The organism is Phyllobacterium pellucidum (assembly GCF_013327855.1).
Classification (GTDB): Bacteria; Pseudomonadota; Alphaproteobacteria; order Rhizobiales; family Rhizobiaceae; genus Phyllobacterium; species Phyllobacterium pellucidum.
Map to the genome: position 1 here is coordinate 600,593 of NZ_JABUMX010000003.1, position 22,576 is coordinate 623,168.

The window sequence follows — 22,576 nt, forward strand, 5'->3', positions numbered from 1 at the left end:
GCGTCAGCGCCAGCTGTCGCCCCGCCACATGGCTGAAAAGGCGGTTCCATAGTCCGGGTAGCGGAACGTATAGCCCAGCGCCTTGATCCTTGCATTGGAGACGCGTTTGTTCTCGCCGTAGAAGGAACGCGCCATTGGTGTGAGCGGCGCTGTCTCGAAGTCGGATTCCTCGGGCGGTTCTACGCCCATCAATTCGGCCGCGTAGGCGACCACGTCCTGCGGTGGCGCCGGTTCGTCATCCGTGATGTTGAAGATGCCCCCCTCGTTGCGGGTCGCGAGAAAGCGGAGGGCCCCGGCAATATCGTCGACGTGAATACGGTTGAAAACTTGTCCAGTCTTGTTGAGCCGGCGCGCGGTGCCGTTCGAGAGATTGACGAATGCATTGCGGCCCGGCCCATAGATGCCGGACAGACGCAGGATCGCAAGCGGCACTTCCCGCCGGTTCGCGAGCTCCTGCCAGCCTTTCTCCGCATCGACGCGCTCGACAGACCGGGCGGAGACCGGGTGGCACGGCGTCGTTTCATCAACCCACGCGCCGCCATGATTGCCGTATACGCCCACCGTTGAGAGATAGCCTATCCATTGCAGCTTCGGCATCCCGCGTGCAATGGTCGGCGTGAACTGGGCCAGTACCGGATCGCCGCTTTGGCCCGGTGATGTCGAAACGGCGATATGGGTTACGCTCGCCAGCGTATCGACGATTTCCTGCGAGGCATGGGTCCCATGGAAAAGATAGGGCGTTATGCCGTCCTGCTTAAGCGCGGCGAATTTGCTCGCGTCACGCGTCGTCCCGCCGATAAAGTCCGCTTGACCGGCCATGATCCTGGCGAATGCGCGTGCCGAATATCCGGCCCCGAAAAGAAAAATCTGCATTATTGATTTTTCACAGCATTCCGCCATTCGGTCAAGACGTCCAGGTCGTTCTCATGAGCTGCGTGGCGCATTCGCAAGGCCGAAAGTGGTTCCGGTTCCGAGAGTTCGCCGAGCGCCCACACTGCCGCGCCCCGCACCAGCGGCGAAGGGTCGGCGAGATGCGCTTCCACACGTTCGATGAGTTCCGACCTGCCCGAATTGCCGCTGGCGATCAGGACGTTGCGGATGAAACGATCGCGGCCGATGCGCTTGATCGGAGAACCGGTAAAGAGCTCGCGAAATGCCGCGTCATCCAGGCCAAGCAGCGACGCGAGATCAGGCGACTTCAGATCTTCGCGCGCCTTCAACTTCGCCTCGCGCGCACTTTCGGCAAACTTGTTCCAGGGACACACGGCAAGGCAATCGTCGCAGCCATAGATGCGGTTGCCCATCGCCTTGCGGAATTCCGGCGCGATCGGTGCCTTGTGTTCGATCGTAAGATACGAGATGCAGCGGCGCGCATCGAGCTGATAGGGTGCGGGAAAAGCCTGCGTCGGACAGGCATCGAGGCAGGCGCGGCACGACCCGCAATGGTCGGAGTCGGGCTCGTCGGCGGGAAGTTCCGCCGTCGTGAAAATCGTGCCCAGAAACAGCCAGGAGCCGTGGCTCCGGCTGACGAGATTGGTGTGCTTGCCCTGCCAGCCGACGCCCGCGGCTTCGGCGAGCGGCTTTTCCATCACCGGCGCCGTATCGACGAAGACCTTCACGTCCGCGCCTGCCGCGCGCGCAACGAAACGGCTGGCGATGCCCTTGAGCTTGCCTTTGATGATGTCGTGGTAGTCCCGGTTCTGCGCGTAGACAGATATGGCCGCCTTGTTCCGTTCTTGGAGAAGCTCAAGCGGATTGCTGTCGGGCCCGTAATTCATGGCGAGGACGATGACGGAGCGCACCTCGGGCCATAGCGCGTCTGGGCGCGACCGCCTGAGTGCCGTTTCCTCCATCCAATCCATCGTGGCATGGCGGCCGAGCGCCAGATACTGGCGGAGCCGTTCCTCGGCTTGCGGAATGGCGTCGGGACGCGTCACCGCAACGAGATCAAAGCCGTGCGCACGGGCCTCATCGATGATGAACTGTTTCAGCTTATCCGGTTGGCCGGCACGCATGGCAAAGTCCCGTGGACCCTTGAACTCGCTAGCTTGCAGCGGTTTGGCTCAGAAATCCAGATCGCCATAATGCGATGCAGGTGGAAGTCCGCGCACGCGGTCGGAAAGCAGAGGTCGGAACGACGGGCGCGATTTCATGCGCGTGTACCAGTCGCGTGCGGCCTTGTATTCGGCCCATTTGATCTCGCCAAGGTAATCAAGGATCGAAATCGATGCTGCAGCCGCCATGTCGGCATAGCTCGGCGTTGGACCGGCGAGCCAATTGCGCGTCGCCGAAAGCCAGTCGATATATTTCATGTGCTGCGTGATGTTCGAGCGTGCCGCGCGGATGGCGGTGGAGTCGGGAGCGCCGCCGCCCTGTTCGGCCGTCATGTGCAGCTTGAAGATGCGCTCGCGCGCCATGTGGCGCGTTACTTCGTTTTCGAGTTTCGACAGGAACCAGTCGATCAGCCGGCGCACTTCGGCGCGGTTCAGCGAATCTTCCGGAAACAGCCGGCGGCTGCGCTTCAGCGCGCCGCGCGTCTCGTCGATATATTCGGCGATGACGGAGGCCCCGGAGATAGGCACATCGCCTTCGGCGAGGAGCACCGGTAGTGTCCCGGCAGGATTGAGCGCCAGGAATTCCTTGCGTCGCGCCCAACTGTTCTCCTCGATCAGTTCCGCCTCGATGTCATATTCATTGAGGATGAGGCGCGCATAGCGTGAGCCGGTGGACATGGGATGATGGAAGAGCGTCAGCATCGTTGTAAGCGGATCTTTCAAACTGGCATTTTATTCGGCGTCGTCGTATTTCTCGGCACCGCTTTGAGTCTGCGCCCAAAGCTATAGGCGCAAGCGCTGCATGAGACAAGTAAACACGATTTCACCAATAGCCGGTTACCAACCGCTCCCGGCGCCGTCATGAAAGCGATATCATGGAATCACAGACGATTGTCGAAGCCCTTTTCCTTGGTCTGCTGGAAGGGTTAACAGAGTTTATACCGGTCTCGTCAACCGGCCATCTGTTGCTTGCCGGGCATTTCCTCGGCTTTGAATCAAACGGCAAGACCTTTGAAGTTTTGATCCAGCTCGGCGCGATTCTGGCTATCCTCACCGTCTATTTCAGCCGTCTCCTCAAGATCGCACGCGATCTGCCGAGCGATCCGAAGACGCGCCGCTTCGTCGCCGGCGTGCTTATCGCTTTCCTGCCCGCCGTGGTCATCGGCGTTCTCGCGCATGACCTGATCAAGACCGTGCTGTTCGAATCGCCGATGCTCATCTGCGTGATGCTGATTCTTGGCGGCCTGATCCTGCTCTGGGTCGATCGCCTCGACCTGAAGCCGCGCTATACCAACGTCATGGATTATCCACTGTCGCTGTGCTTTAAGATCGGGCTTATCCAGTGTTTCGCCATGATTCCGGGAACGTCGCGTTCGGGCGCCACCATCGTCGGCGCGCTGTTGCTCGGAGCGGACAAGCGTTCGGCGGCGGAATTTTCGTTCTTCCTTGCCATGCCGACCATGGCGGGCGCGTTCGCCTATGACCTCTTCAAAAACCGCCATATCCTGACCTTCAACGATGCATCTCTCATCGTGGTCGGTTTTATCGCAGCCTTCATTTCGGGCGTCTTCGTGGTTCGCTATCTGCTCGACTACGTGTCACGCCACGGTTTCGGCCTGTTCGCCTGGTGGCGTCTTGTCGTTGGAACGCTGGGCCTCGTCGCCCTTATCCTCATGCGCTGAGACGGCGGACCTTCAATGGGTCTCCCGTTGCGGGCGACCTAGGCGGGCTTCTGCGCTGAATACTGCCCGTGGACGCGGAAGCGCCAGAGATAGGATGGCAGGATAATCTCGACTGTTTCCGGCTGAATGCCGAGGCCCTCCAGAGTCCGCCCCTCGGCCTTGGCAGCATGCGACACCACATTATCCTTTTGCAGCAGCAGAACCTGGTCTCGCGTCAGCATCGGGTTGGGGAGCATGCCCATGATACGCCCCTGCAGGCGGGCAACCCAGAAGGGAAGCGAGACGAACCAGCGCTTGCGGCCGATCACGCGCAGGACGATGTCGAGGCACTGCTTGAACGTCAGCACTTCATTGCCGCCGAGTTCATAAGTCTCGCCGGGCTTCAAGGCCCCGTCAACGGAGCGCGCAATAACCTCGGCAACATCGCCGACATAGACCGGCTGAAACTTGGTATGTCCGCCGCCGATCAAAGGCAGGAACGGCGACAACCGCGCCATATTGGCGAACTTGTTGAAGAAATTGTCCTCAGGGCCAAAGACGATCGACGGCCGGACGATCACGGCGTCCGGCAGGATATCGCGCACTGCAGCCTCGGCGCGGCCTTTGGTGCTGGCATAGGCGGAGTGTGACTTCGGGTCGGCGCCGAGGGCCGACATATGGGTCAGCGGAACGCCCGCCGCACGGCAAGCCTCGGCGACGGCACGCGCGCCGAAATCATGCACCGTGCCGAATTTTTGATTGCCGCCTTCGAACAGGAGACCAACGAGATTTATCACATGGTCCGATCCCGCGACTGCACGATCCACCGACCAGCGATAGCGCAGATTGGCCTGGACGGCCTGGATTTGGCCGACGCCGCCGAGCGGCTGCAGGTGAAAGGCGAGTTCCGGATGACGTACCGCGACACGAACCCGGTAGCCGCGCTTCGTCAGCGCCCGCACGACATAACGACCAATAAAGCCGGAGCCTCCGAAAACGGTGACGAGTTTTGGCTTGGTGATTGTCATCGAGCGCTCCTATGGGAATGAAACTGCGGCCGCATATTTCCAAGCTGTTTACTGCCTTTTTGAATGAAGGCAAAGGGTCGTTGCGCCGCATTCTTCGCGGCGCGTTGCCGCGCTCGCATCCCGTCAGGCCGACATGCGCAGCTTGATTTCCGCATTAAGAAGGATGCGCGAATCCACCGGCAGGGGCGTTTTGGAGTCCTGGTTCTCGCCGAGCTTATGGAAGAGCAGTTCGATCGCTAGCCGGCCGATCTCGTTGTAGTTTTGCGCCACCGTCGTCAGCGGCGGACACATATAGCGCGACAGCGGCTGGTCATCGTGGCCGGCGACGCGCAGCTGGCAGTCGGGTCCGCGTCCAACCTTGAGCCCTGCCTGGTATGCAGCGGCCACCACGCCGAACGCGATCCGGTCATTGGCGCAAAATACGGTGTTGGTGGGGAATCCCCCTTCCTTCAGGATACGGGTCGTCCGGTCGAATGCATATTTCTCGAAATCCCAATTGGCATGCTCTTCGATCGGAATGGCGCGGGGCTCGAAATTAAGGTCAGTCATCGCCTCCGTATAGGCGTCGCGCCGCTCCAGTGCATTGTTGTTGACGAGAGCCATCCCGAAATAACAGGGCGGCTCGCCGGAACGCGTCAGATAATCGACGATCAGCTTGAAGCTCTGGCGATTATTGGTGCCGACATAGGCCGAGGTGGCATCGAGCGGTGAATCGACATAAACCAGCGGAATTGAATCGCCAAGCTTGCGCAGCTTTTCGTGATGCGACTGCACGCCGAGAGGGCCGATAATCACGCCCGCGACGTTCATCGACTTGAAAGTCTCGATGGCGCGTTCTTCCAGTTGCGGTTTGCCGTCGGAACTCAAGACAAAGGCAAGGTAGCCCGCCTGTTCGGCAATGCCTTCGATCCGGCGCGTCAAGGCCATATAAAATGGATCGGTCGAATTCGGCACGATGATGCCGAGTATATTGGTGCGGCGGCGATTGAGATTGACCGCAAAGATGTTCGGCCGGAATCCCGACTGCTTGACGGCGGCCTCGATGATGGCGCGGGTGGAACTTCGGACGGAATTCGGATCGTTGAAATATTTCGAAACCGTCGGACGCGACAGGCCGACGAACTCGGAAAAATCTTCCATCGTCTTGATAGGTTTTTTCACCGTCTGGATTCCCTGCTTGCTGTCAGCTTGCTCTCAAAAAAGCCGGTGCGTGCGGAAATTGCCGCCGATCATCACAATGATTTTTTGCTCAAAACTAAGACGGCGCAATACATCACCTGATTGATGGGGCGCGATCAATTTTTCGGAAAGTTGCAGAGAGCCTCACGCGCGTCAAGATCTTAATTACTCCGGATCAATTCCTGGAAAACATTATCATGAAACTAATTCTTGCGAAGAGGGTGAAGCTAATACCTTTGGGCTATAAAGAAATTTTTGAACGCCGCTGTTTTCGCGCGGCAGGCATGAAACCTGACACCTCTGCCGGACTGTGTTTTGGCCCCAGTAGCAATTGCATCAATCTTGCAGTCAGATAGCATAAGTTTCCAGTTCATGGCTGCGACGGGGGAGGATACGCATTGGAAGGCCGCATACCCGATCCGGAAGTCTTCACCCATGTGCGCGTCATCATCGGCATCATCCTCGGCCTGAGCGTCTCGCGACTGCTGACCGGTGTCGCACGTATCATCCAGCATCCTCAACGCAAGAACATATTTGCCGTGCATCTCGGGTGGGTGCTCTTTACCTTTCTGACCGTCGTGCACTTCTGGTGGTTCGAGTTTTACCTGCACGAACTCGTGCAATGGACTTTCGAGGCCTATCTCTTCGTCATCTTCTTCGCGAGCATTCACTTCCTTGCCTGCGCGCTGCTTTTCCCCGACAGCATGGAGGGCTATTCCGGCTATGAAGACTACTTCATGTCGCGAAGGGCGTGGTATTTCGGCATTTTGATCGCGATTTTCGTCGTCGATTTCTTTGATACTGCGATGAAGGGAAAGGCGCATTTTGGCTCGCTCGGCCCTGAATATCCCTTCCGCAATCTGTTCCTGATCGGCATTGCCGGCCTTGGCATTTACCTTCGCCGACCCAACGCGCAAATCGTTCTCGTCTGCCTCGCGCTTATAGTCCAGATCGCCTTCATCCTCGTGCAGTTCGACACGATCTGACGCTGCCAGACGCCCATAGAAAAACCCGCCGGCTTGCACCGGCGGGTAATTGGTTTTCGGCTGGAAGAGACGCTTAGTTCTTTTCCTGCTTCTTCAGCGCAGCGCCGAGAATGTCGCCGAGCGAAGCGCCGGAGTCGGTCGAACCGTACTGTGCGACAGCTTCCTTCTCTTCGGCGATTTCAAGCGCCTTGATCGAGACCTGCAGCTTGCGGGTCTTCTTGTCGAAGGCGATGACGCGGGCGTCAACCTTCTGACCGACCGTGAAGCGTTCCGGACGCTGTTCATCGCGGTCACGCGAGAGGTCAGCGCGACGGATGAAGGTGTCGAGGTCGTGGTCGACCAGACGAACTTCAAGGCCGCCATCGGTGATCCCGGTGACTTCAACGGTTACAACAGCGTTCTTGCGCAGTTCGCCCGAGGAAGCGGCTTCGCCGACCTTGTCGCCGGTAAGCTGCTTGATGCCGAGCGAGATACGCTCCTTCTCGACGTCGACGTCGAGAACCTGAGCCTTGACGACATCACCCTTGTTGTACTCTTCGATGACCTGTTCGCCCGGACGGTTCCAGTCGAGGTCGGAGAGGTGAACCATGCCGTCCACGTCGCCGTCGAGGCCAATGAACAGGCCGAATTCGGTCTTGTTCTTGACTTCGCCTTCGACGATCGTGCCCACCGGGAACTTCTCTGCAAAGGTCGTCCACGGATTGTCGAGCGTCTGCTTGAGGCCGAGGGAGATGCGGCGCTTGACCGGATCCACTTCGAGAACAACGACTTCGACTTCCTGCGTGGTCGAGAGCAACTTGCCGGGATGCACGTTCTTCTTTGTCCAGGACATTTCCGAAACGTGGATCAGGCCTTCGATGCCGGGCTCGATCTCAACGAATGCACCGTAATCGGTGATGTTGGTGACGGTACCGGTGATCTTCTTGCCGATCGGGTACTTGGCACCGATGCCATCCCACGGATCGCTTTCGAGCTGCTTCATGCCGAGCGAAATACGATGGGTTTCCTGGTTGATGCGGATGATCTGGACCTTGACGGTCTGGCCGATCGACAGGATTTCCGACGGATGGTTGACACGGCGCCATGCCATGTCGGTCACATGGAGCAGACCGTCAATGCCGCCGAGATCAACGAACGCACCGTAATCGGTGATGTTCTTGACCACGCCCTCAACGACCTGGCCCTCTTCGAGGTTCTGGACGATTTCGGAGCGCTGCTCAGCGCGGCTCTCTTCAAGAACGGTGCGGCGGGAGACAACGATGTTGCCGCGACGCTTGTCCATCTTGAGTATTTCGAATGGCTGCGGGTTGTGCATGAGCGGGGTGACGTCCCGGATCGGACGGATGTCGACCTGCGAACGCGGCAGGAAGGCAACGGCGCCGTCGAGATCGACGGTAAAGCCACCCTTGACCTGGTTGAAGATGACACCGTCGACGCGCTCGCCGCGATTGAACTTCTCTTCAAGGCGGACCCAGCTCTCTTCGCGGCGTGCTTTTTCACGCGACAGAACGGCTTCGCCGAGAGCGTTTTCGATACGCTCGACATAGACTTCGACGAGATCGCCCGGCTTGAGCGAACCGTCCTTGGCCTTGGCGCCGAATTCCTTCAGCGGAACGCGGCCTTCAACCTTGAGGCCGGCGTCGATGATCGCCATGTCTTTTTCGATGGCGACGATACGGCCCTTTACAACATAACCTTCAGCAAGGTCGTTGGTGGCAAAGGACTCGGCGAGAAGAGCTTCGAAATCTTCGCGCGTTGGATTGGCTTGAGACATACATACTCCTGGCGTGTCCGGAAAATACATCGGACACAGCACCGGTGGTTCGAGTTGCGGTTCATTTGCATGCCAACCCGCCCTTTGAAGGGCAATCCGGTGCATGGGATGGCGGCAAATGTTATCGTTTAGAATGCGTGTTTCGCGCCAAGGCCTGATCGATCAGGGTTTTGGCACTGAGAAACGCGGTCTCTATATCCATTTCTGTCGTATCAAGCAAGTGCGCGTCGCCAGCGGGCTTCAGAGGCGAATCGGTTCGGCCCATGTCGCGCGCGTCGCGGCGTCGCAAATCATTGAGGATATCCTCGTACGTCGCCGAACCGCCATTCAACCTGATCTCGTCGTAGCGGCGCCTGGCGCGCGCCTCGGGCGAGGCAGTTATATAGAGCTTCACCGGCGCATCCGGGCAAACCACCGTGCCGATATCGCGGCCGTCGAGCACCGCGCCCGGCGAGCGTGCCGCAAAACTCTGCTGTGCAGCGACGAGCGTGCGCCGCACCGCCGGCATCACCGCGACACGCGACGCGCCCTCGCCAATATCGTGGGCGGCAAGGACATCCCGGTCGAGCCTCGAAAGATCAACGCTGCGCGCTGCCTTTTCGGCAAGGAACTCGTCGTCGAGCGGCATGTTCTGGTCCATGAGCGATTTCGCCACCGCGCGGTAGGTAAGGCCTGTATCGAGGTGGTGGTAGCCGTAGGCATCAGCGATACGGCGGGCAAGCGTGCCTTTGCCCGAAGCGGCCGGTCCGTCGATCGCAATCGTGAAATGCGTCTGCGGCGGTGCTGCGTCTTCTTTTTCTTCCTTGTCGAAAGCCCATTGCCAGAGCGCAAACAGCGAGTAGGCAGCCGCAAGAACCAGCGTGATGATCGGGGTGATGCCTATCGTCACAAAAGCAAACCCGCCGATGGTCGACAGCATCGATTCCAGCCAGCCGGGCAGTGTGGCGGCAAAATTCTGCAGCATCGTATCGATGAGGAAAATGAGAACGAACTGAAAGATGAAGAGCCAGAAAAGCAGCGCAAACAGGCCGAAGCGGACCCGAAGACCCACGCGTTCGACCGCATAGGGAATGGCGACGATGGCAAATGACGTCAGCAGGAAAAACATCAAGCGACCCTTCTCTTGCCCATGATAAAGCCTATGCCGTAGCCGGCGATCGAACCGAGCGCCGATGGCAAGAGCAGAAACTGATAGGGCATCCAATCGCTGGCGCCTTCAGCCTCTGCATTCACTGCACCGGATGCAGTGTCAGACACATTCCACGCATAAAGGAAGATCAAGAGCAAAGGAAGCGCAACCCACAGGATTGTTCTGGCCGTGCCCGGCCATGGCCGGGGCTCCCTGCTGGCGATCGTGCCGGCATAGGCGCTGCGTCCGGCCCAGACCAGGCAGGGAACGCTCGACATGGCGTAGAGGAAATAGACCGTGAAGGCCGAAAGGAGCGCGCTCATTGTCCGAGGCGCTCCCGGTCTGGCGCACGGCATGCTGATAGTCCTGCGGATTGTTCAGATGCAATCATGCGCAATCGGAACCGATCTAGCCTTGCGCGCCGTCTTCGGAAATCTCCGCGCCCATTCTGGTCATCATCTCCATGAATTCCGGGAAGCTCGTCGCGATCATTGTCGCGTCGTCGACAGTCACCGGCTTTTCGGCGGCAAGCCCCATGACGAGGAAGCTCATGGCGATCCGGTGGTCGAGATGCGTCTCGACGGTACCGCCGCCCAGGCCCTTGCCGTCCGGACGGCCGCGCACACTGAGGCTTTCCGGACCTTCCGTGCAATCGACTCCATTGGTTTTCAGCCCGTTGGCGACAGCCGAGAGACGATCCGATTCCTTGACGCGCAGTTCATCGAGTCCGTGCATGAGCGTCTCGCCCATGGCAAAGCTCGCTGCGACCGCGAGGACGGGATATTCGTCGATCATCGAGGGTGCGCGCTCCGGCGGCACGCTGACGCCCTTGAGTTCGGACGAGCGCACGCGCAGGTCGGCGACGTCTTCGCCGCCGGCAAGACGCGCGTTGAGAACCTCGATATTTGCGCCCATTTCCTGCAATGTCAGGATGAGGCCGGTGCGCGTCGGGTTCATCAGCACGTTGCGAATGGTAATGTCGGAGCCGGGGACGAGCAGCGCCGCGACCAGCGGGAAAGCCGTCGAGGACGGATCGCCGGGCACGTCGATTACCTGTCCGGTAAGCTTGCCCTGGCCCTCGATACGAATATGGCGGACGCCGTCCTTGTCCGTCTCGACCGAAAGATTGGCGCCGAAACCCTGTAGCATCTTCTCGGTGTGATCGCGCGTCATTACCGGCTCGACCACGGTCGTTATGCCCGGAGTGTTAAGGCCGGCGAGAAGCACGGCTGATTTGACCTGCGCTGACGCCATCGGCACGCGATATGTGATCGGGGCCGCCGCCTTGGGACCGCGCAACGTTAACGGCAGGCGGTCGCCATCCGCGGCCGAGACCTGCACGCCCATTTCTCGCAAGGGATTGAGCACGCGGCCCATCGGGCGTTTCGAGAGCGAGGCGTCGCCGATGAACGTCGTCTCCATCGCATAGGTGCCGACGAGACCCATGGTCAAGCGTGCGCCGGTTCCGGCATTGCCGAAGTCAAGCGGAGCCTCCGGCTCGAGAAGGCAGCCATTGCCCGTACCCTGAATGATCCACACATCTCCGTCCTTGGCGATCTTCGCGCCCATGGCCTGCATGGCGCGACCGGTGTTGATCACGTCTTCGCCTTCGAGCAGGCCGGTAATACGGGTTTCGCCGGAGGCAAGGCCGCCAAACATGAAGGAGCGATGCGAGATCGACTTGTCGCCGGGGATGCGGATATCGCCCGAAAGGGCCTTCGAGCGACGGGCGGTAGCGGGGCGGGGCAATGAAGTGTGGGACATGGAGCAATCACAATGAAAAGGGCTGGCAGGGTGCGGCCGCGTTGGTAACACAGCTTGAAGATGCGGTCATCTCGCAAATGCATTCGCGTGTGCGGGCTTTTTTCACTTTGACAAATACGCTGAATTGCGTTTATGGGACCAGAAATCCATTTTTGATGAGCGCTTGCATGCACGGTCGGGTTTAGGGACCTGAATGTTGACCGGATGCGGGCGCAGCCAGAACGCGAGGCAAAACGTGGCAAATCCCAAACTTGGCACCAAGCGAATTGACCCGGAGACCGGGCAGAAGTTCTACGATCTGAACCGCGATCCGATTGTTTCGCCGTATACGGGCAAGAGCTACCCGCTCAGCTATTTCGATTCGACCGCGGCCGCCGCGCGCGAAGAGGAAGAAGAGGTCGAAACCGAAGAACTCGACGTTGCGCTCGAGAAGCCGGAATTCGTTTCGCTCGAGGATGCGGATGCCGACAGCGGCGAGGATGTTCCGGACCTCGGCGATGATGTCGATGTCGAGGTGGAAGATTCCGACGACGACGATACGTTCCTCGCCGAAGACGAGGAAGACGAGGACGACGACGTCACCGATATCCTCGGCGGCGGCATTGGCGACGACGACGAGAATTGATTTCAAATAATCCTGTTCGTCGAAAATAACCGGCGAACAGGACTTGATCTTCCCGGCGGCGGGAGATAAGTACCCGCCCGGGCAAGGCGCCAGACCTTGCCTAACAGTTTGCCGGTTTACCCGGCGCGGCCTTTCCGGCCGATTGGAATGGGGCCATAGCTCAGCTGGGAGAGCGCTTGCATGGCATGCAAGAGGTCAGCGGTTCGATCCCGCTTGGCTCCACCAAATTTCATAAAACAATCCGATCTCTTTTGGGAATCTTGCATCTGCACATCGGGGCCCCGATGAGCAGTTTGGCGTGCCAATGCGATTTGTTAAGAATGCCAGTTTACAACAGGGCGAGTTCTTTCTCCTGAGAAAAACCGCGATCTGTATTTATGACCGACTTCGGCAGGATTGTAACCGTTCTCTCAATGGTCCTGGGGCTGGGGGTGACACGCCTTCTGCTTGGCTTGGTCACTGTGTTCCGTATCCGGCGCGAAAGTCCACTTGACTGGGTGTCGCTCGCATGGGCGGCAATCCTGTTCACTATCCAACTTCAATACTGGTGGGCCATTACCCTGCTGCCATCTGTGAAGCCAACGTTTTCTTTCCCAGATTTTATCTTCCTTGTTCTCCTCACTCTGATGCTCTTCCTATCGGCAGCGCTTATGCTGCCGAGCAGAAGTGAGGATGAAAAAAACGGGCTGCGCGCCTATTTTGAACATGACGGGCGATACGCTCTCCTATCGCTGACTGGTTTCCTCCTGCTCGCTTTCCTCGTGAATATTTTCTTTTTCAAATCGTCGCCTTTGTCTGCATGGGCTTTGACGGACGTTCCAATGATTGTACTGCCCGTCGCAACCTTCTTCGCCAAGTCGCGCAAGGTATACGCAGCGCTGACAATTGCGTATTTGCCGCTTGTGGCTTGGGACGTTTATATATCGTGATCGCTTTACGAGTAGATGTGCCGCCCGCACGGGCGTTGCATCGCTCCGGTTTATGTGCGAATGGCGGGTAAATTCTCCATCGTGGGCCGCTCCTGAATGACCGTTTATGCCATTTGGCCATCATTCGTCGCTATTGGCTTGGTCATGCTGCTCGCTTGCCTGCCGGTCTTCGATCGGGCGGGATTCGGTCCAGCCAGGGGTCGGCGCATCGATGCGGTGGATGGGCTGCGGGGATTTCTGGCACTTGCCGTCGTGCTCCACCATTCCATCATTTACTATGAGTTCATGCGCAATGGCGCCTGGGCAGTGCCACCGTCGCGCTTCTACACCCTGGCCGGACAATTGGGTGTTGCCTATTTTTTCGTGATCACGGGCTATCTGTTCTGGGGCAAGATCGTCAGGGCGAGGGGATCGCTTGATTTTGCCAGTCTCATGCTAGGCCGCCTGTTCAGGCTGGGCCCGGTCTACCTGCTTGTCGCCTCGATCGCCATGGCCATCATGTTCGTCAGGTCCGGCGCGCGGCTGAACGTGCCAGCGCCGCAGTTTTTCATGGAACTCGTCCAAAACCTGTCCCTTGGTATCTTTCCGCTTGTCGAGATAAACGGTGCCCCGGGCATAGGCACCCTGACGGCGGGGGTCACATGGACCTTGCAATATGAATGGCTTTTCTATTTCGCGCTGCCGTTCCTTGCAATTTTTGCGCGGCGTGATCGCCTGCACCTGCCCTTCGCGGTGCTCGCAACGATGCTGGCGCTGATTTTTGCCTTGATCTCGCCGGACCGCCAGTTTGCGCTCTATTCGCTCTTTGGCTTCGGTATGGTGTGCGCATCGCTTGAAGATGAAAGTTTGGTGCTGCGACTGCATCCCGCGTTTGCGTCGATCGGCATTGCGGCGATACTCGCAGTCATAGGAATGAATTATGAAACATCCTATCGCCCGGATGTGTCTGTCTTAATCGGAGCGTCCTTCTACTTGATGTTAAGCGGCGGCACGCTTTTCGGGCTGCTGGTCGCGCGGCCTTCGATCCGGCTCGGAGAAATCAGTTATTGCATTTATCTGATGCAGGGCCTCGCGCTGTTTTCAATCTTCGCCATTCCGCCGTTGCGTGCATTCGCTCTGGCCGCCGACGCATACTATTGGATCATGATATGCGTGGTCATGGTTGTGCTGGTTCTCGCGGCGCTGGCGGCGCACGTTCTGGTCGAGCGGCCTGGCATCGAACTCGGTCGCAGAATTCAGCGCAGGGAACGCGACTCGGTCGCCGCAGCTGGTGAGCGCCAGCCGCAGGTTCAGCGCAACGCGGAGCGGCCCGTCGGCGAAAGCCTTGCTACGATGGAATCCGCGATCAAATAGCTTTCCAGCGCCTCCTGCACGCGCTGCCATGCAGTGTCGTTTGTCAGTCGTCTGTTGAAATCGGCATGGGCGGCAAGATTGTCGAAGCGCGAAAAGACCACGAAAACATTTTCTCCGAGCCGCACGGGAAGCCGAGAAAAAGTGTTTTTACTGTGCTCCGAAGCCAAAATTGCGATGCGTATATCGCCCATCCGGTCCAGAATCGGCTGCAGTTCATTGCGGTGAAATGAGAGAAACGCGTTTTCGGCGGGTTCCTTCAGTCTATATGTCAATGCCTGATAGATTGCCGGGGAGGGCTGCTCGCAGCCATGCCCGGGTCGGGCATCTGGAAACCTGAAGCCTCCCGAATCGCCTGCGGGATGCAGGAGAAACACATCATCGGAATCGAGCATGGTCGCGTTGGCAGCGTCGCGATGTCTTGTCCAGACGGGCCCGTCATAGAATGCTGTCAGCGCAGCATGCCGTTCTCGCATACCGGAAAATCCCCTTAGCCAGACAAATGCATTAGGATCGTCGAGATCACGGAACTGGCCAATGACACGCATGCCGCAGGCTTCCTGGGTTTCAATGAATTCAGCATCGAAGAGTGTGATCAGTTCGTCGCGTCGCCGCGGATGCAGCATATAACGGCGCAGCTCCATGATCGGGCTTTGCGCCGGCTCGCCGTCCGTAGGATGGGCGATTTCAACAGTCATGAACATTCATCCTCCAAAACAAACAGGGCGTCCTGTTTTAATAAAAGACCGGTTGTCCTGTTTTGTCAATCTCGTTATCCTTGATGGAAAGGAGAACTGATTGTGGCCGAGAACGAATTGAAAACGCGCGGTGTGGCGCCGTTGAGCGAAAAGCATCGCCCCGGAGCCCCGGCCGTGGCTGCTACAGGCAAGCCGAAGCGCACCAATAACCCGCAGGCAATGCGGGCCCGAATCCTTGATGTTGGCGCCGACCTTTTCCAGCGGCACGGCTACAACGCGACCAGCATGCATGACGTCGTGCGGGCAGCGGGCACCACCGGAGGTGCGCTGCACCATCATTTTGCGACAAAGAAGTCGCTAGGCCTTGCCGTCATCGCCGAGCGGGTGGCGCCGGAAGTCGAGGCGACCGCCATCCAGCCGGTTTCAAATGCATCATCGGCCGCGTCGGGGATTCGTGCGGTGTTCAACGGTGTTGCTGATACGCTCGAGCATAACCGGGCAGTGACCGGTTGCCCGCTGAACAACCTCGCGCTCGAACTATCCTTGGCCGATCCGGACTTTCGCGAAGCGGTCAACGCCGTCTTCGATCGTTGGCGCGCCGCGCTTTCCTTCCGCTTGCACGCTGATCATCCGGAAATGGACGAAGCACGCGCGCACGATCTCGCTACGCTCGTGGTCGCTAGCTATTCGGGGGCGATGGCGATGGCCAAGACCAGCCAGAGCGCGGCGCCGCTGCGCGCCTGCGCAACCCAACTCGAGACCTTGCTGCGCAGAACCTAGAGCGGCGCCCTGGCGAATATTTCTGTCAGCCAGTCGGCGAAGACGCGCACGCGCGAAGAAAGCTGGCGGTTCTGCGGATAGAGCACCGAAACGATCATTGGCGGTGGCGGGCTCCCGGGGAGAACGACGCGCAGGCTTCCTTCAGCAAGTTCATTCGCGATTCGATAACGTGGCACCTGGATGAGCCCGAGGCCGGCAATTGCGGATGCGGCATAAATATCCGCGCCCGTCACCGAAACGGGTCCCGGCAAGTTCACCAGTCTGAGACCTGTATGCGTGGAGAATTCCAGTGGAAACGGCTTGCCCGTACCGCTTGAAACATAATTGACGGCCAGATGTCCGGCGAGGTCATCCAGGCTCCTTGGCTCGCCATGCCGGGCAAAGTAAGCCGGGCTCGCACAGGTTACCTGCTGCATTTCGGCGATCTTGCGTCCGACCATGGTGGAATCCTGGAGTTCGCCGGCGCGCAGGACGCAGTCGACCCCCTCCTGAACGAGATCGACAAGCCGGTCGCCTTCGCCGATGCTGAGTTCCAGGGCGGCGTAACGATTGAGGAAATCGGGCAGTGCCGGTATCACGAAATGTCGAGCCAGCGTGCCTTGCAAGTTTACCCGCAAAAGACCCTTCGGCGCCGAGTCGCGGAACGATGCTTCCGCTTCCTCCATGTCGGCGAGAAGGCGCAGGCAACGGTCGTAATAGGCTTCGCCGTCGAGTGTCGGGTTGACCTGGCGCGTCGTGCGGTCGAGCAGGCGCGTACCCAGGCGCTCTTCAAGGCGCTGTATGGCGTTGGTCACCGTCGCGCGCGGAATGTGAAGATCGTCGGCCGCATTAGTGAAACTGCGCCGCTCGACGATGCGTACGAAAATCTGCATATCGCGAAAGCGATCCATGCCCGCGCCTACTCTCGTTCAATTGTTATAGATTATCGAATAGTCCTGCCAATTATTTGCTAATTATGCAGAAAGCGATTTGCGGCATAGTGGAGCAAATGTCAACGTGACAGAGGAGTTCCATCGAATGGCACAGACCGATAAACGGATTGCAATCATCACGGGCGCAGCGCGCGGTATTGGTGCGGCGGTTGCAGAGCGGCTCGCAAATGACGGTTTTGCCGTCGTCATCAATTATGCGAACAGCGCCAGGGAAGCTGTGGCGCTTGCGGCTAAGCTCGGCAAGGCGGGCCAAAGGGCGATCGCCGTGCAGGCGGATGTTGCCAAGGCCGAAGAAGTGCGGGGGATGTTCGATCTTGTCGAGGCGGAACTTGGCATGGTCAGCGTTCTCGTCAACAATGCCGGCATCATGAAGGTTCAGCCGCTTGCCGAAACCAGCGACGCGGTTTTCGAACAACAGTTCGCGACGAATGTTCAGGGCACATTCAACACGATGCGCGAGGCTGCCGGCAGGATGGGCGATGGCGGCCGCATCATCAACTTTTCGACCTCGGTGGTCGGGACCAACCTTCCTGGTTACGCCATCTATGCCGGTACCAAGGCGGCGGTCGAAACATTCACCCGCATCTTCGCCAAGGAACTGCGCGGCCGCAACATAACGGTCAATGCCGTTGCGCCGGGGCCGGTTGCGACCGATCTCTTCCTTGCAGGCAAGAGCGATGAACTCGTTCAGCAGCTCAGCAAGGCTGCGCCCATGGAACGCCTTGGACAGCCGGATGATATCGCCCGCGTCGTCTCGTTTCTCGCGGGTCCGGATGGCGGCTGGATCAACGGACAGGTCGTGCGCGCCAATGGTGGGCTGGTCTGAGCCCAAACAGAAAACGGCGGCTGTGAAGCCGCCGTTGCTCGTCTCGGGTTCTTGCAGCCGTTACATGCCGCTGGTCGGCTGGAAGCGCGCAATCTGCATGAAGGTCACGGCCTTGCCGGTAAACTTGTTGGCGTCAGCTACAGGCAGTGCTTGCTGGAAGCCGGCGGTATAGACCGTCGTCGGCGCCTTGCGCATCGAGCTGTTGCGCAGAACCGCCGGCACCACCTCTGGCGCTGTGGCGGCGACCTGTTCGGAGGATAACGCCCTATCCGATAGGTCGGAGGACACCTGGATTGCCTTTGCCGTCTGACCCTGTGCTGCCTGGCGGTGCGGCTTGGCCTTCTTGTTGGTGGTCTTCACGCCGCTGTCGAGCATGGCGACCGGGTCGCCCTTGGCTTCGAGCATTGTGCGACGGAGGGATGTCTGTGGTTGGACTGCCGCCATTTGAACATTCTGCTGCGGCTGCAACCGTCCGCCTGTAGTCCCGCTCGTCGTCGGCATTGGCGCGACAAGGTCGGCGGAATCGTCGTCATGGTCGACATCCGCCTGAGCAATGATGGCCTCCGGGCTAAGACTGTCATCGGGAACGGCGATGATGTCCTGTTCTGCGGCGGCAGGGGCAGGTGCTGCGGCCACGACCGGGCGTTGGCCGGGGACGACCGAAGCAACCTTCATGTCTGGCTGCTTCGGCTTGTCGAAGGGCACGGGAACGAGGGCGTTGGCCATGGCCGGTTGGGACTGATCGGAGGCCTCGGCGGGCTGCTCGATATTTGCTGCGATGAGTTCGCGGATCGCGCTGGCGCTGTCGTCGGGTCGCGTCTCGGGCACGGCGACCGCGGCAGTGTTCTGTGCGAGCGCATTAAGTGTCGAAGGATCGCCCGGCGCGGGTGTCGGCGCGTAGTCTGGACGGCGCAGCGGTACCGGCACTGCAAAGGCGAGAGCGGCATTGTCTTCGGGCGTTATGGCGACGGGCGCCGGTGCTTCCTGGCGCGGCGCGGCCAAAGGCTGCGGAACCCGGGCGGGTAGCTCCGGGGCAGCCGGTGTTGCGGTTGCCGCAGGCGCTGCCGCCGGTTGCGGCTGTGCCGCCACTGCTGGTGCCGCACCGCCATCGTCCGCGTCCTCGCCTGCCGGAGCCTGGGCAACGGCGCGCGAGGGTTTGGCCGTAGAAGCGACCGCGACAGAGCTCTCGCTCGAATCCTCTTCCTCGTCCGCACCGCCGCCAAAGAGCAGGCCGAACAGGGTCTTGCCTTTCCGGCTGGAGCCCGATGACGAGCTTGCAATCTGTATCGAGCTGCCGTTGCGACGGCGGGCTTCATAGGCGGCGACCGCCTGTTCATAGCCGGGCAGCGGCCGTCCGTCGGATGGAACATGGATCGTCTTGCCGTCCGGGAAGACCGCGAGAAGTTCCTTGCGGCTCATGCGCGGCCAGTGGCGGACATTGCCGACGTCGGTGTGAATGAAGGGCGATCCCGAACGAGGATAATAACCGACGCCGCCAGCCTCGTAGCGCAGGGCAGTGGCACGCAGGGTCGCAAGCTTCACGCCGGGCAGGTACCAGTCCATGGCTTTGCCGAGCATGTGCTGGCTCTTGCGGGCGACCCCGCGCGTACGTGAGCGCAGCATGGAATTGGTCGCCGGTGAGCGGTAGGCCGAAACAACGTGGATATAATCGCGCCCGCCGACCCTGTCATAGACCTGCCAGACGAGATCGAACAGGCGGGGGTCCATCTTTGTCGGTTCGTTGCGGCGCCAGTCGCGCAGGAACCGGTTCAACTTGTTGAGGCCGTCCTGCTGATAACGGCCGTTCCGTTTGAAGGTTATTTCGGCGCGTTCGTTGGTGTGGACGAAATAGAGCCGCAATGTGCGGGTCTCGGCAAAGGCCTCGGCGGAGGAAAACAGCATCGACAGGAAAAGGACAAAGGGTCCAAACCAGCGGCCGCTGATCGGGAAAACTGTCTTCGATAGGCCGGTTTTTGCTTCACTCACGCTAGACAATATCGTTCCAATCCTGACCGTTTTCCAAAGCACCGAATAGCTGGACTATCCGATTTATTGGTTAATGACCACTTTATTGATGCACACGAGCATCCGATTTGAATGTTTATGAACGCTTCCCCAGACAAGCTGTCTTCCCTAAAAGGACAAATTCAAGTCGAGATTATGGCTGACATTGCAATTGGTTGGGCTAAATCTGCTTATTTTTGCGCCACATGTGGGCTTTTGGTTGTTTGGGCTGGATTGGCCAAGAAAAATAGCGCAAACCAGCCGGACTAAAAATCTCCCCAGGATAGAACCGAATGTCCGCTCCATCGGATACCCATATTTACGCATCCGCATCGCCTGCAGCCCGCAACGGCGTCGTTTTGATGCTGCTTGGCATGCTTATGTTTTCCCTCAACGATGTGATGGGCAAATGGCTGGTGTCGACCTATTCGGTGGGGCAGGTGGTTTTCATCCGCAGCGTCGCCGCGCTCATCATCCTGGCGCCGTTCATATGGTTCAACGGTCCGGAGAAACTGTTTCAGGTCGATCGCCCGCGCCTGCAGCTGCTGCGCGCGGTTCTCTCGACCGTGGAGGTATTCGCCTTCTATTTCGCCGTGGTCTACCTGCCGCTTGCCGACGTAATGACCTACTGGCTCGCGGCGCCCATCTATGTGGCCGCGGTCTCGCCCTTCATCCTGAAGGAGCCCGTCGGCTGGCGTCGCTGGAGCGCTATCATCATTGGCTTTGTCGGCGTGGTCATCGCGCTCGAACCGTCGTCTCAGGCTTTGACACCGCAGGCGATTATCTCGATTTTAGGCAGCGTGGCGTTTGCCTTCATGCTGCTGCTTGGCCGGTCCTTGCGCGGGACACCTGATACGACGCTGGTTTTCTGGCAGATCGTCGGTGCCGGCGCGGCGGGGCTCGTCGCCATCGTGTTCGACTGGAAGCCGGTGAGCTTGCGCGATCTGCTGCTCCTCGGCCTTCTCGGCGTCGTCGCCATGCTCGCCCATGTCCTTGTCAACCGTGCTCTCAAGCTCGCGGACGCGGCAACCGTAGCGCCGCTGCAGTATACGTTGCTGTTCTGGGCAATTGTCTTCGGCTGGCTGGTGTTCGGTGACGTACCGCGCATGTCGATGTTGATCGGGTCGGGCTTCATCGTGGCTTCCGGCCTCTTCATCTTCTTCCGCGAACAACAGCTGAAGCGTCAGGGGCGGATCAAAACGCTCAATCAGACAGTGGTTGCCGGATCGGGCGATGGCGCCGGACCCGGTAACGGTTAGTTATTTCGCTCAGGCGTTTGCTGGCACGGCTTCAAGGGATGCGCCGAGTGCGTCCAGCAGCGAGTCCATCCCGCCCCGACGCACGGCCGGATCGTCGAACTCGTCTAGGAAGGCGCCCTGTTCGGTCAGGACCAGCCGCGTTCCGGTGCCTTCCGGCTTCAGTTCGAGCGTTGCCAGCGATACGGAGATGCGCTTGCCGTCGAGATGCATCTCGTATGTGTAGATAATGCGCTGGTCCGGCACGATATCCTGGTAGATTGCATCGAAGCGGTGCTGCGGTCCTTCCTTGGGGCCGCCAATGCTGACTTCGCGTCCGCCGACCCTGAAATCTATCTGGTGCTGAGCCGGCCCCCATTCCTCGGGGCCCTTGAACCATTTTGCTTTCGCTTGCGGGTCGCTCAATGCGAAGAACACCCGGGCTGGCGCAGCCGGATAGCTGCGCTCGAGAGTAAAAGTATCATGCGTCACGGATCGCTTGGTCATGCTTTTATCCCTTTGTTTGATCGGCGAGGAAATCGCCGAGCCTGTCGAGGCGCAGTTCCCACGTCCTGCGCCGATCCATCATCCAGTCCTCGGCCGTCTGCAGTGCCACCCAGTCGACACGGCAGGTGCGCACGCGCCCGACCTTTTCAGACCGCACCAGCCCGCTCGCTTCGAGAACCTGCAAATGCTGCACCACGGCTGGCAGCGACATTGTGAGGGGCTTGGCGAGTTCGCTGACCGAGGCTGGTCCCTTGCTCAACCGCTCGATCATGCTGCGTCGGGACGGATCCGCGAGCGCCTGAAACATGAGATCGAGCTTGTCCTGTTTGTTAAGCATATACTTAAGTATCGCAATATGAGCGGGCTGTCAATCGGCGGAGACGTTGGAAATCAGGCGGCTGTTGCTTGTAAGTCCGGTTCTAAGGATTCGCGTGCGCCACGCGCGCTAGCGCCGCTTCGAAATGGTTGACCGCCTTTTCGAACTTGTCGCGGCAGCCGGGGTTGCAAAAGCCAACGACCGCGCCCTTGTAAAGCGTGAGGCTATCTTCCTTGATCGGATCGCCCGACCATGGACAGTTCCTGTTGACCGCGTCGCTAATCCTCAGTTCATGCATCGTATTGTTCCTCCCTGGCGCCTTGAACGGCTTCGACCACGACGTGGGTGAGCACGGAATTGGCGATAAAGCATTGTTCGTGGGCTTCGTGATGGATGCCGGCTTCGGTGTGGCGATCTGGAGCTGCGCCAACGTAGGTTATGTCGGGCTTCAACGTAACCCGACTCACATAAAGCCGTCCGCCTTCATTCTTGGCAAGTTCGCCCTCGGCAGCGTCACGATACTGGCGGACGACAAAGCCTTTCTTCGCTGCAATGGAAAGAAAGAACAGCATGTGGCAACTCGCCAGCGATGCAACGAAGGCTTCTTCGGGGTCGACATTCGCGGGCTCGGAGAAGGGAAGGCGGACAATGTGGGGCGACGACGAAGCCGGAATTTCGGCGCCGCCATCGAACTGCCAGACATGGGCACGGCTATACTTGTTGTCGGTGAAGGGTTCGCTGTCCTGTTTTTCCCAAAGGACTGTCGCGCCGAAAGTGGTCATTGCTGCATTTCCCGGAT

The 22,576-nt window shown here is 59.3% G+C and carries 24 protein-coding genes and 1 tRNA gene; 9 read left to right on the plus strand and 16 right to left on the minus strand.

Annotated elements, in window-relative coordinates; all coding sequences use genetic code 11:
• Positions 1-3: 3 nt before the first annotated feature.
• The 3 genes from HQ945_RS16210 to HQ945_RS16220 are packed head-to-tail and all read right to left on the minus strand — an operon-like array spanning position 4 to position 2,756.
• Complete coding sequence (locus tag HQ945_RS16210; protein WP_027230844.1) at positions 4-873, minus strand: SDR family oxidoreductase; 870 nt, start codon at positions 871-873, stop codon at positions 4-6.
• Positions 873-2,015 carry a tRNA epoxyqueuosine(34) reductase QueG gene (gene queG / locus HQ945_RS16215; protein ID WP_027230843.1) on the minus strand — a complete coding sequence of 381 codons (1,143 nt, stop codon included), beginning with the start codon at positions 2,013-2,015 and terminating at the stop codon, positions 873-875. The genes HQ945_RS16210 and queG overlap by 1 nt, the downstream gene beginning before the upstream one ends.
• Before the next feature lie 48 nt (positions 2,016-2,063).
• On the minus strand, positions 2,064-2,756 hold the full coding sequence (locus HQ945_RS16220; protein ID WP_027230842.1) for a glutathione S-transferase family protein: 693 nt from the start codon (positions 2,754-2,756) through the stop codon (positions 2,064-2,066).
• Between the two features lie 173 nt (positions 2,757-2,929).
• Between HQ945_RS16220 and HQ945_RS16225 the strand changes: the two genes are divergently transcribed.
• Positions 2,930-3,736 (plus strand): undecaprenyl-diphosphate phosphatase, encoded by an 807-nt coding sequence (locus HQ945_RS16225; protein WP_027230841.1) that lies wholly within the window; start codon positions 2,930-2,932, stop codon positions 3,734-3,736.
• A gap of 38 nt (positions 3,737-3,774) precedes the next feature.
• On the opposite strand, the gene HQ945_RS16230 is transcribed toward HQ945_RS16225, so the two are convergent.
• Complete coding sequence (locus HQ945_RS16230; protein WP_113279883.1) at positions 3,775-4,743, minus strand: complex I NDUFA9 subunit family protein; 969 nt, start codon at positions 4,741-4,743, stop codon at positions 3,775-3,777.
• Between the two features lie 123 nt (positions 4,744-4,866).
• Positions 4,867-5,883, minus strand: coding sequence for a LacI family DNA-binding transcriptional regulator (locus HQ945_RS16235; RefSeq protein WP_113279882.1), 1,017 nt, complete (start codon positions 5,881-5,883; stop codon positions 4,867-4,869).
• A gap of 437 nt (positions 5,884-6,320) precedes the next feature.
• Between HQ945_RS16235 and HQ945_RS16240 the strand changes: the two genes are divergently transcribed.
• The gene (locus HQ945_RS16240; RefSeq protein WP_091947279.1) at positions 6,321-6,908 is read left to right on the plus strand and encodes a hypothetical protein; all 588 of its coding nucleotides are present in this window, start codon (positions 6,321-6,323) and stop codon (positions 6,906-6,908) included.
• 73 nt (positions 6,909-6,981) lie between these two features.
• On the opposite strand, the gene rpsA is transcribed toward HQ945_RS16240, so the two are convergent.
• The 4 genes from rpsA to aroA all read right to left on the minus strand — a co-directional run bounded on the left by rpsA (position 6,982) and on the right by aroA (position 11,575).
• Positions 6,982-8,682 carry a 30S ribosomal protein S1 gene (gene rpsA / locus HQ945_RS16245; protein WP_027230837.1) on the minus strand — a complete coding sequence of 567 codons (1,701 nt, stop codon included), beginning with the start codon at positions 8,680-8,682 and terminating at the stop codon, positions 6,982-6,984.
• A 121-nt stretch (positions 8,683-8,803) separates the two neighbouring features.
• Complete coding sequence (gene cmk, locus HQ945_RS16250; RefSeq protein WP_027230836.1) at positions 8,804-9,442, minus strand: (d)CMP kinase; 639 nt, start codon at positions 9,440-9,442, stop codon at positions 8,804-8,806.
• A 347-nt stretch (positions 9,443-9,789) separates the two neighbouring features.
• The gene (locus HQ945_RS16255; RefSeq protein ID WP_091920606.1) at positions 9,790-10,134 is read right to left on the minus strand and encodes a hypothetical protein; all 345 of its coding nucleotides are present in this window, start codon (positions 10,132-10,134) and stop codon (positions 9,790-9,792) included.
• A gap of 85 nt (positions 10,135-10,219) precedes the next feature.
• Positions 10,220-11,575: a 3-phosphoshikimate 1-carboxyvinyltransferase gene (aroA, locus tag HQ945_RS16260; RefSeq protein ID WP_091947273.1), complete on the minus strand. Its 1,356-nt coding sequence runs from the start codon at positions 11,573-11,575 to the stop codon at positions 10,220-10,222.
• A 235-nt stretch (positions 11,576-11,810) separates the two neighbouring features.
• On the opposite strand from aroA, the gene HQ945_RS16265 reads away from it, so the two are divergent.
• From HQ945_RS16265 to HQ945_RS16280, 4 genes are all read left to right on the plus strand, one after another.
• Positions 11,811-12,200 (plus strand): TIGR02300 family protein, encoded by a 390-nt coding sequence (locus HQ945_RS16265; RefSeq protein ID WP_027230833.1) that lies wholly within the window; start codon positions 11,811-11,813, stop codon positions 12,198-12,200.
• 149 nt (positions 12,201-12,349) lie between these two features.
• Positions 12,350-12,425: transfer RNA gene (locus HQ945_RS16270), tRNA-Ala, on the plus strand.
• A 152-nt stretch (positions 12,426-12,577) separates the two neighbouring features.
• Entirely contained in the window at positions 12,578-13,129 is a 552-nt protein-coding gene (locus HQ945_RS16275; RefSeq protein ID WP_174208286.1) for a hypothetical protein, read from the plus strand.
• A gap of 96 nt (positions 13,130-13,225) precedes the next feature.
• Positions 13,226-14,482, plus strand: a complete 1,257-nt coding sequence (locus tag HQ945_RS16280) for an acyltransferase family protein (protein ID WP_174208287.1) — start codon at positions 13,226-13,228, stop codon at positions 14,480-14,482.
• Here the strand turns inward: HQ945_RS16280 and HQ945_RS16285 are convergent.
• Positions 14,419-15,177 carry an NIPSNAP family protein gene (locus HQ945_RS16285; protein WP_174208288.1) on the minus strand — a complete coding sequence of 253 codons (759 nt, stop codon included), beginning with the start codon at positions 15,175-15,177 and terminating at the stop codon, positions 14,419-14,421. The two genes, HQ945_RS16280 and HQ945_RS16285, sit on opposite strands and share 64 nt — an antisense overlap.
• 102 nt (positions 15,178-15,279) lie before the next feature.
• On the opposite strand from HQ945_RS16285, the gene HQ945_RS16290 reads away from it, so the two are divergent.
• Positions 15,280-15,957, plus strand: a complete 678-nt coding sequence (locus HQ945_RS16290) for a TetR/AcrR family transcriptional regulator (RefSeq protein WP_343051245.1) — start codon at positions 15,280-15,282, stop codon at positions 15,955-15,957.
• Here HQ945_RS16290 and HQ945_RS16295 read toward each other — a convergent pair.
• Positions 15,954-16,847 (minus strand): LysR family transcriptional regulator, encoded by an 894-nt coding sequence (locus HQ945_RS16295; protein WP_174208289.1) that lies wholly within the window; start codon positions 16,845-16,847, stop codon positions 15,954-15,956. The genes HQ945_RS16290 and HQ945_RS16295 overlap by 4 nt on opposite strands.
• 127 nt (positions 16,848-16,974) lie before the next feature.
• On the opposite strand from HQ945_RS16295, the gene HQ945_RS16300 reads away from it, so the two are divergent.
• Complete coding sequence (locus HQ945_RS16300) at positions 16,975-17,715, plus strand: SDR family oxidoreductase (protein WP_113279876.1); 741 nt, start codon at positions 16,975-16,977, stop codon at positions 17,713-17,715.
• Between the two features lie 60 nt (positions 17,716-17,775).
• Here the strand turns inward: HQ945_RS16300 and HQ945_RS16305 are convergent, their stop codons facing one another.
• Positions 17,776-19,617 carry a peptidoglycan L,D-endopeptidase MepK gene (locus HQ945_RS16305; RefSeq protein ID WP_113280019.1) on the minus strand — a complete coding sequence of 614 codons (1,842 nt, stop codon included), beginning with the start codon at positions 19,615-19,617 and terminating at the stop codon, positions 17,776-17,778.
• 395 nt (positions 19,618-20,012) lie between these two features.
• On the opposite strand from HQ945_RS16305, the gene HQ945_RS16310 reads away from it, so the two are divergent.
• A complete protein-coding gene (locus HQ945_RS16310; RefSeq protein WP_113279875.1) occupies positions 20,013-20,978 on the plus strand; it encodes a DMT family transporter in 966 nt (321 codons plus the stop codon).
• A 9-nt stretch (positions 20,979-20,987) separates the two neighbouring features.
• On the opposite strand, the gene HQ945_RS16315 is transcribed toward HQ945_RS16310, so the two are convergent.
• The 4 genes from HQ945_RS16315 to HQ945_RS16330 all read right to left on the minus strand — a co-directional run bounded on the left by HQ945_RS16315 (position 20,988) and on the right by HQ945_RS16330 (position 22,559).
• Positions 20,988-21,461 (minus strand): SRPBCC family protein, encoded by a 474-nt coding sequence (locus HQ945_RS16315; protein WP_027230824.1) that lies wholly within the window; start codon positions 21,459-21,461, stop codon positions 20,988-20,990.
• A gap of 4 nt (positions 21,462-21,465) precedes the next feature.
• The gene (locus HQ945_RS16320) at positions 21,466-21,798 is read right to left on the minus strand and encodes an ArsR/SmtB family transcription factor (protein ID WP_027230823.1); all 333 of its coding nucleotides are present in this window, start codon (positions 21,796-21,798) and stop codon (positions 21,466-21,468) included.
• A gap of 82 nt (positions 21,799-21,880) precedes the next feature.
• Positions 21,881-22,075 carry an eL24 family ribosomal protein gene (locus HQ945_RS16325; protein ID WP_036813545.1) on the minus strand — a complete coding sequence of 65 codons (195 nt, stop codon included), beginning with the start codon at positions 22,073-22,075 and terminating at the stop codon, positions 21,881-21,883.
• A complete protein-coding gene (locus HQ945_RS16330; protein WP_113279874.1) occupies positions 22,068-22,559 on the minus strand; it encodes an OsmC family protein in 492 nt (163 codons plus the stop codon). Before HQ945_RS16330 ends, HQ945_RS16325 begins: the two co-directional genes overlap by 8 nt.
• Between the last annotated feature and the right edge of the window lie 17 nt (positions 22,560-22,576).

Coding starts and splice junctions, on each gene's coding strand:
- HQ945_RS16230 (WP_113279883.1), bottom strand. CDS start 4,743: ATGACAATCACCAAGCCAAAACTCGTCACCGTTTTCGGAGGCTCCGGC.
- HQ945_RS16325 (WP_036813545.1), bottom strand. CDS start 22,075: ATGCATGAACTGAGGATTAGCGACGCGGTCAACAGGAACTGTCCATGG.
- HQ945_RS16295 (WP_174208289.1), bottom strand. CDS start 16,847: ATGGATCGCTTTCGCGATATGCAGATTTTCGTACGCATCGTCGAGCGG.
- HQ945_RS16330 (WP_113279874.1), bottom strand. CDS start 22,559: ATGACCACTTTCGGCGCGACAGTCCTTTGGGAAAAACAGGACAGCGAA.
- HQ945_RS16235 (WP_113279882.1), bottom strand. CDS start 5,883: ATGGAAGATTTTTCCGAGTTCGTCGGCCTGTCGCGTCCGACGGTTTCG.
- HQ945_RS16315 (WP_027230824.1), bottom strand. CDS start 21,461: ATGACCAAGCGATCCGTGACGCATGATACTTTTACTCTCGAGCGCAGC.
- HQ945_RS16255 (WP_091920606.1), bottom strand. CDS start 10,134: ATGAGCGCGCTCCTTTCGGCCTTCACGGTCTATTTCCTCTACGCCATG.
- HQ945_RS16225 (WP_027230841.1), top strand. CDS start 2,930: ATGGAATCACAGACGATTGTCGAAGCCCTTTTCCTTGGTCTGCTGGAA.
- HQ945_RS16300 (WP_113279876.1), top strand. CDS start 16,975: ATGGCACAGACCGATAAACGGATTGCAATCATCACGGGCGCAGCGCGC.
- HQ945_RS16320 (WP_027230823.1), bottom strand. CDS start 21,798: ATGCTTAACAAACAGGACAAGCTCGATCTCATGTTTCAGGCGCTCGCG.
- rpsA (WP_027230837.1), bottom strand. CDS start 8,682: ATGTCTCAAGCCAATCCAACGCGCGAAGATTTCGAAGCTCTTCTCGCC.
- HQ945_RS16210 (WP_027230844.1), bottom strand. CDS start 873: ATGCAGATTTTTCTTTTCGGGGCCGGATATTCGGCACGCGCATTCGCC.
- HQ945_RS16310 (WP_113279875.1), top strand. CDS start 20,013: ATGTCCGCTCCATCGGATACCCATATTTACGCATCCGCATCGCCTGCA.
- aroA (WP_091947273.1), bottom strand. CDS start 11,575: ATGTCCCACACTTCATTGCCCCGCCCCGCTACCGCCCGTCGCTCGAAG.
- HQ945_RS16280 (WP_174208287.1), top strand. CDS start 13,226: ATGACCGTTTATGCCATTTGGCCATCATTCGTCGCTATTGGCTTGGTC.
- HQ945_RS16285 (WP_174208288.1), bottom strand. CDS start 15,177: ATGACTGTTGAAATCGCCCATCCTACGGACGGCGAGCCGGCGCAAAGC.
- queG (WP_027230843.1), bottom strand. CDS start 2,015: ATGCGTGCCGGCCAACCGGATAAGCTGAAACAGTTCATCATCGATGAG.
- HQ945_RS16220 (WP_027230842.1), bottom strand. CDS start 2,756: ATGCTGACGCTCTTCCATCATCCCATGTCCACCGGCTCACGCTATGCG.
- HQ945_RS16275 (WP_174208286.1), top strand. CDS start 12,578: ATGACCGACTTCGGCAGGATTGTAACCGTTCTCTCAATGGTCCTGGGG.
- HQ945_RS16305 (WP_113280019.1), bottom strand. CDS start 19,617: ATGCTGTTTTCCTCCGCCGAGGCCTTTGCCGAGACCCGCACATTGCGG.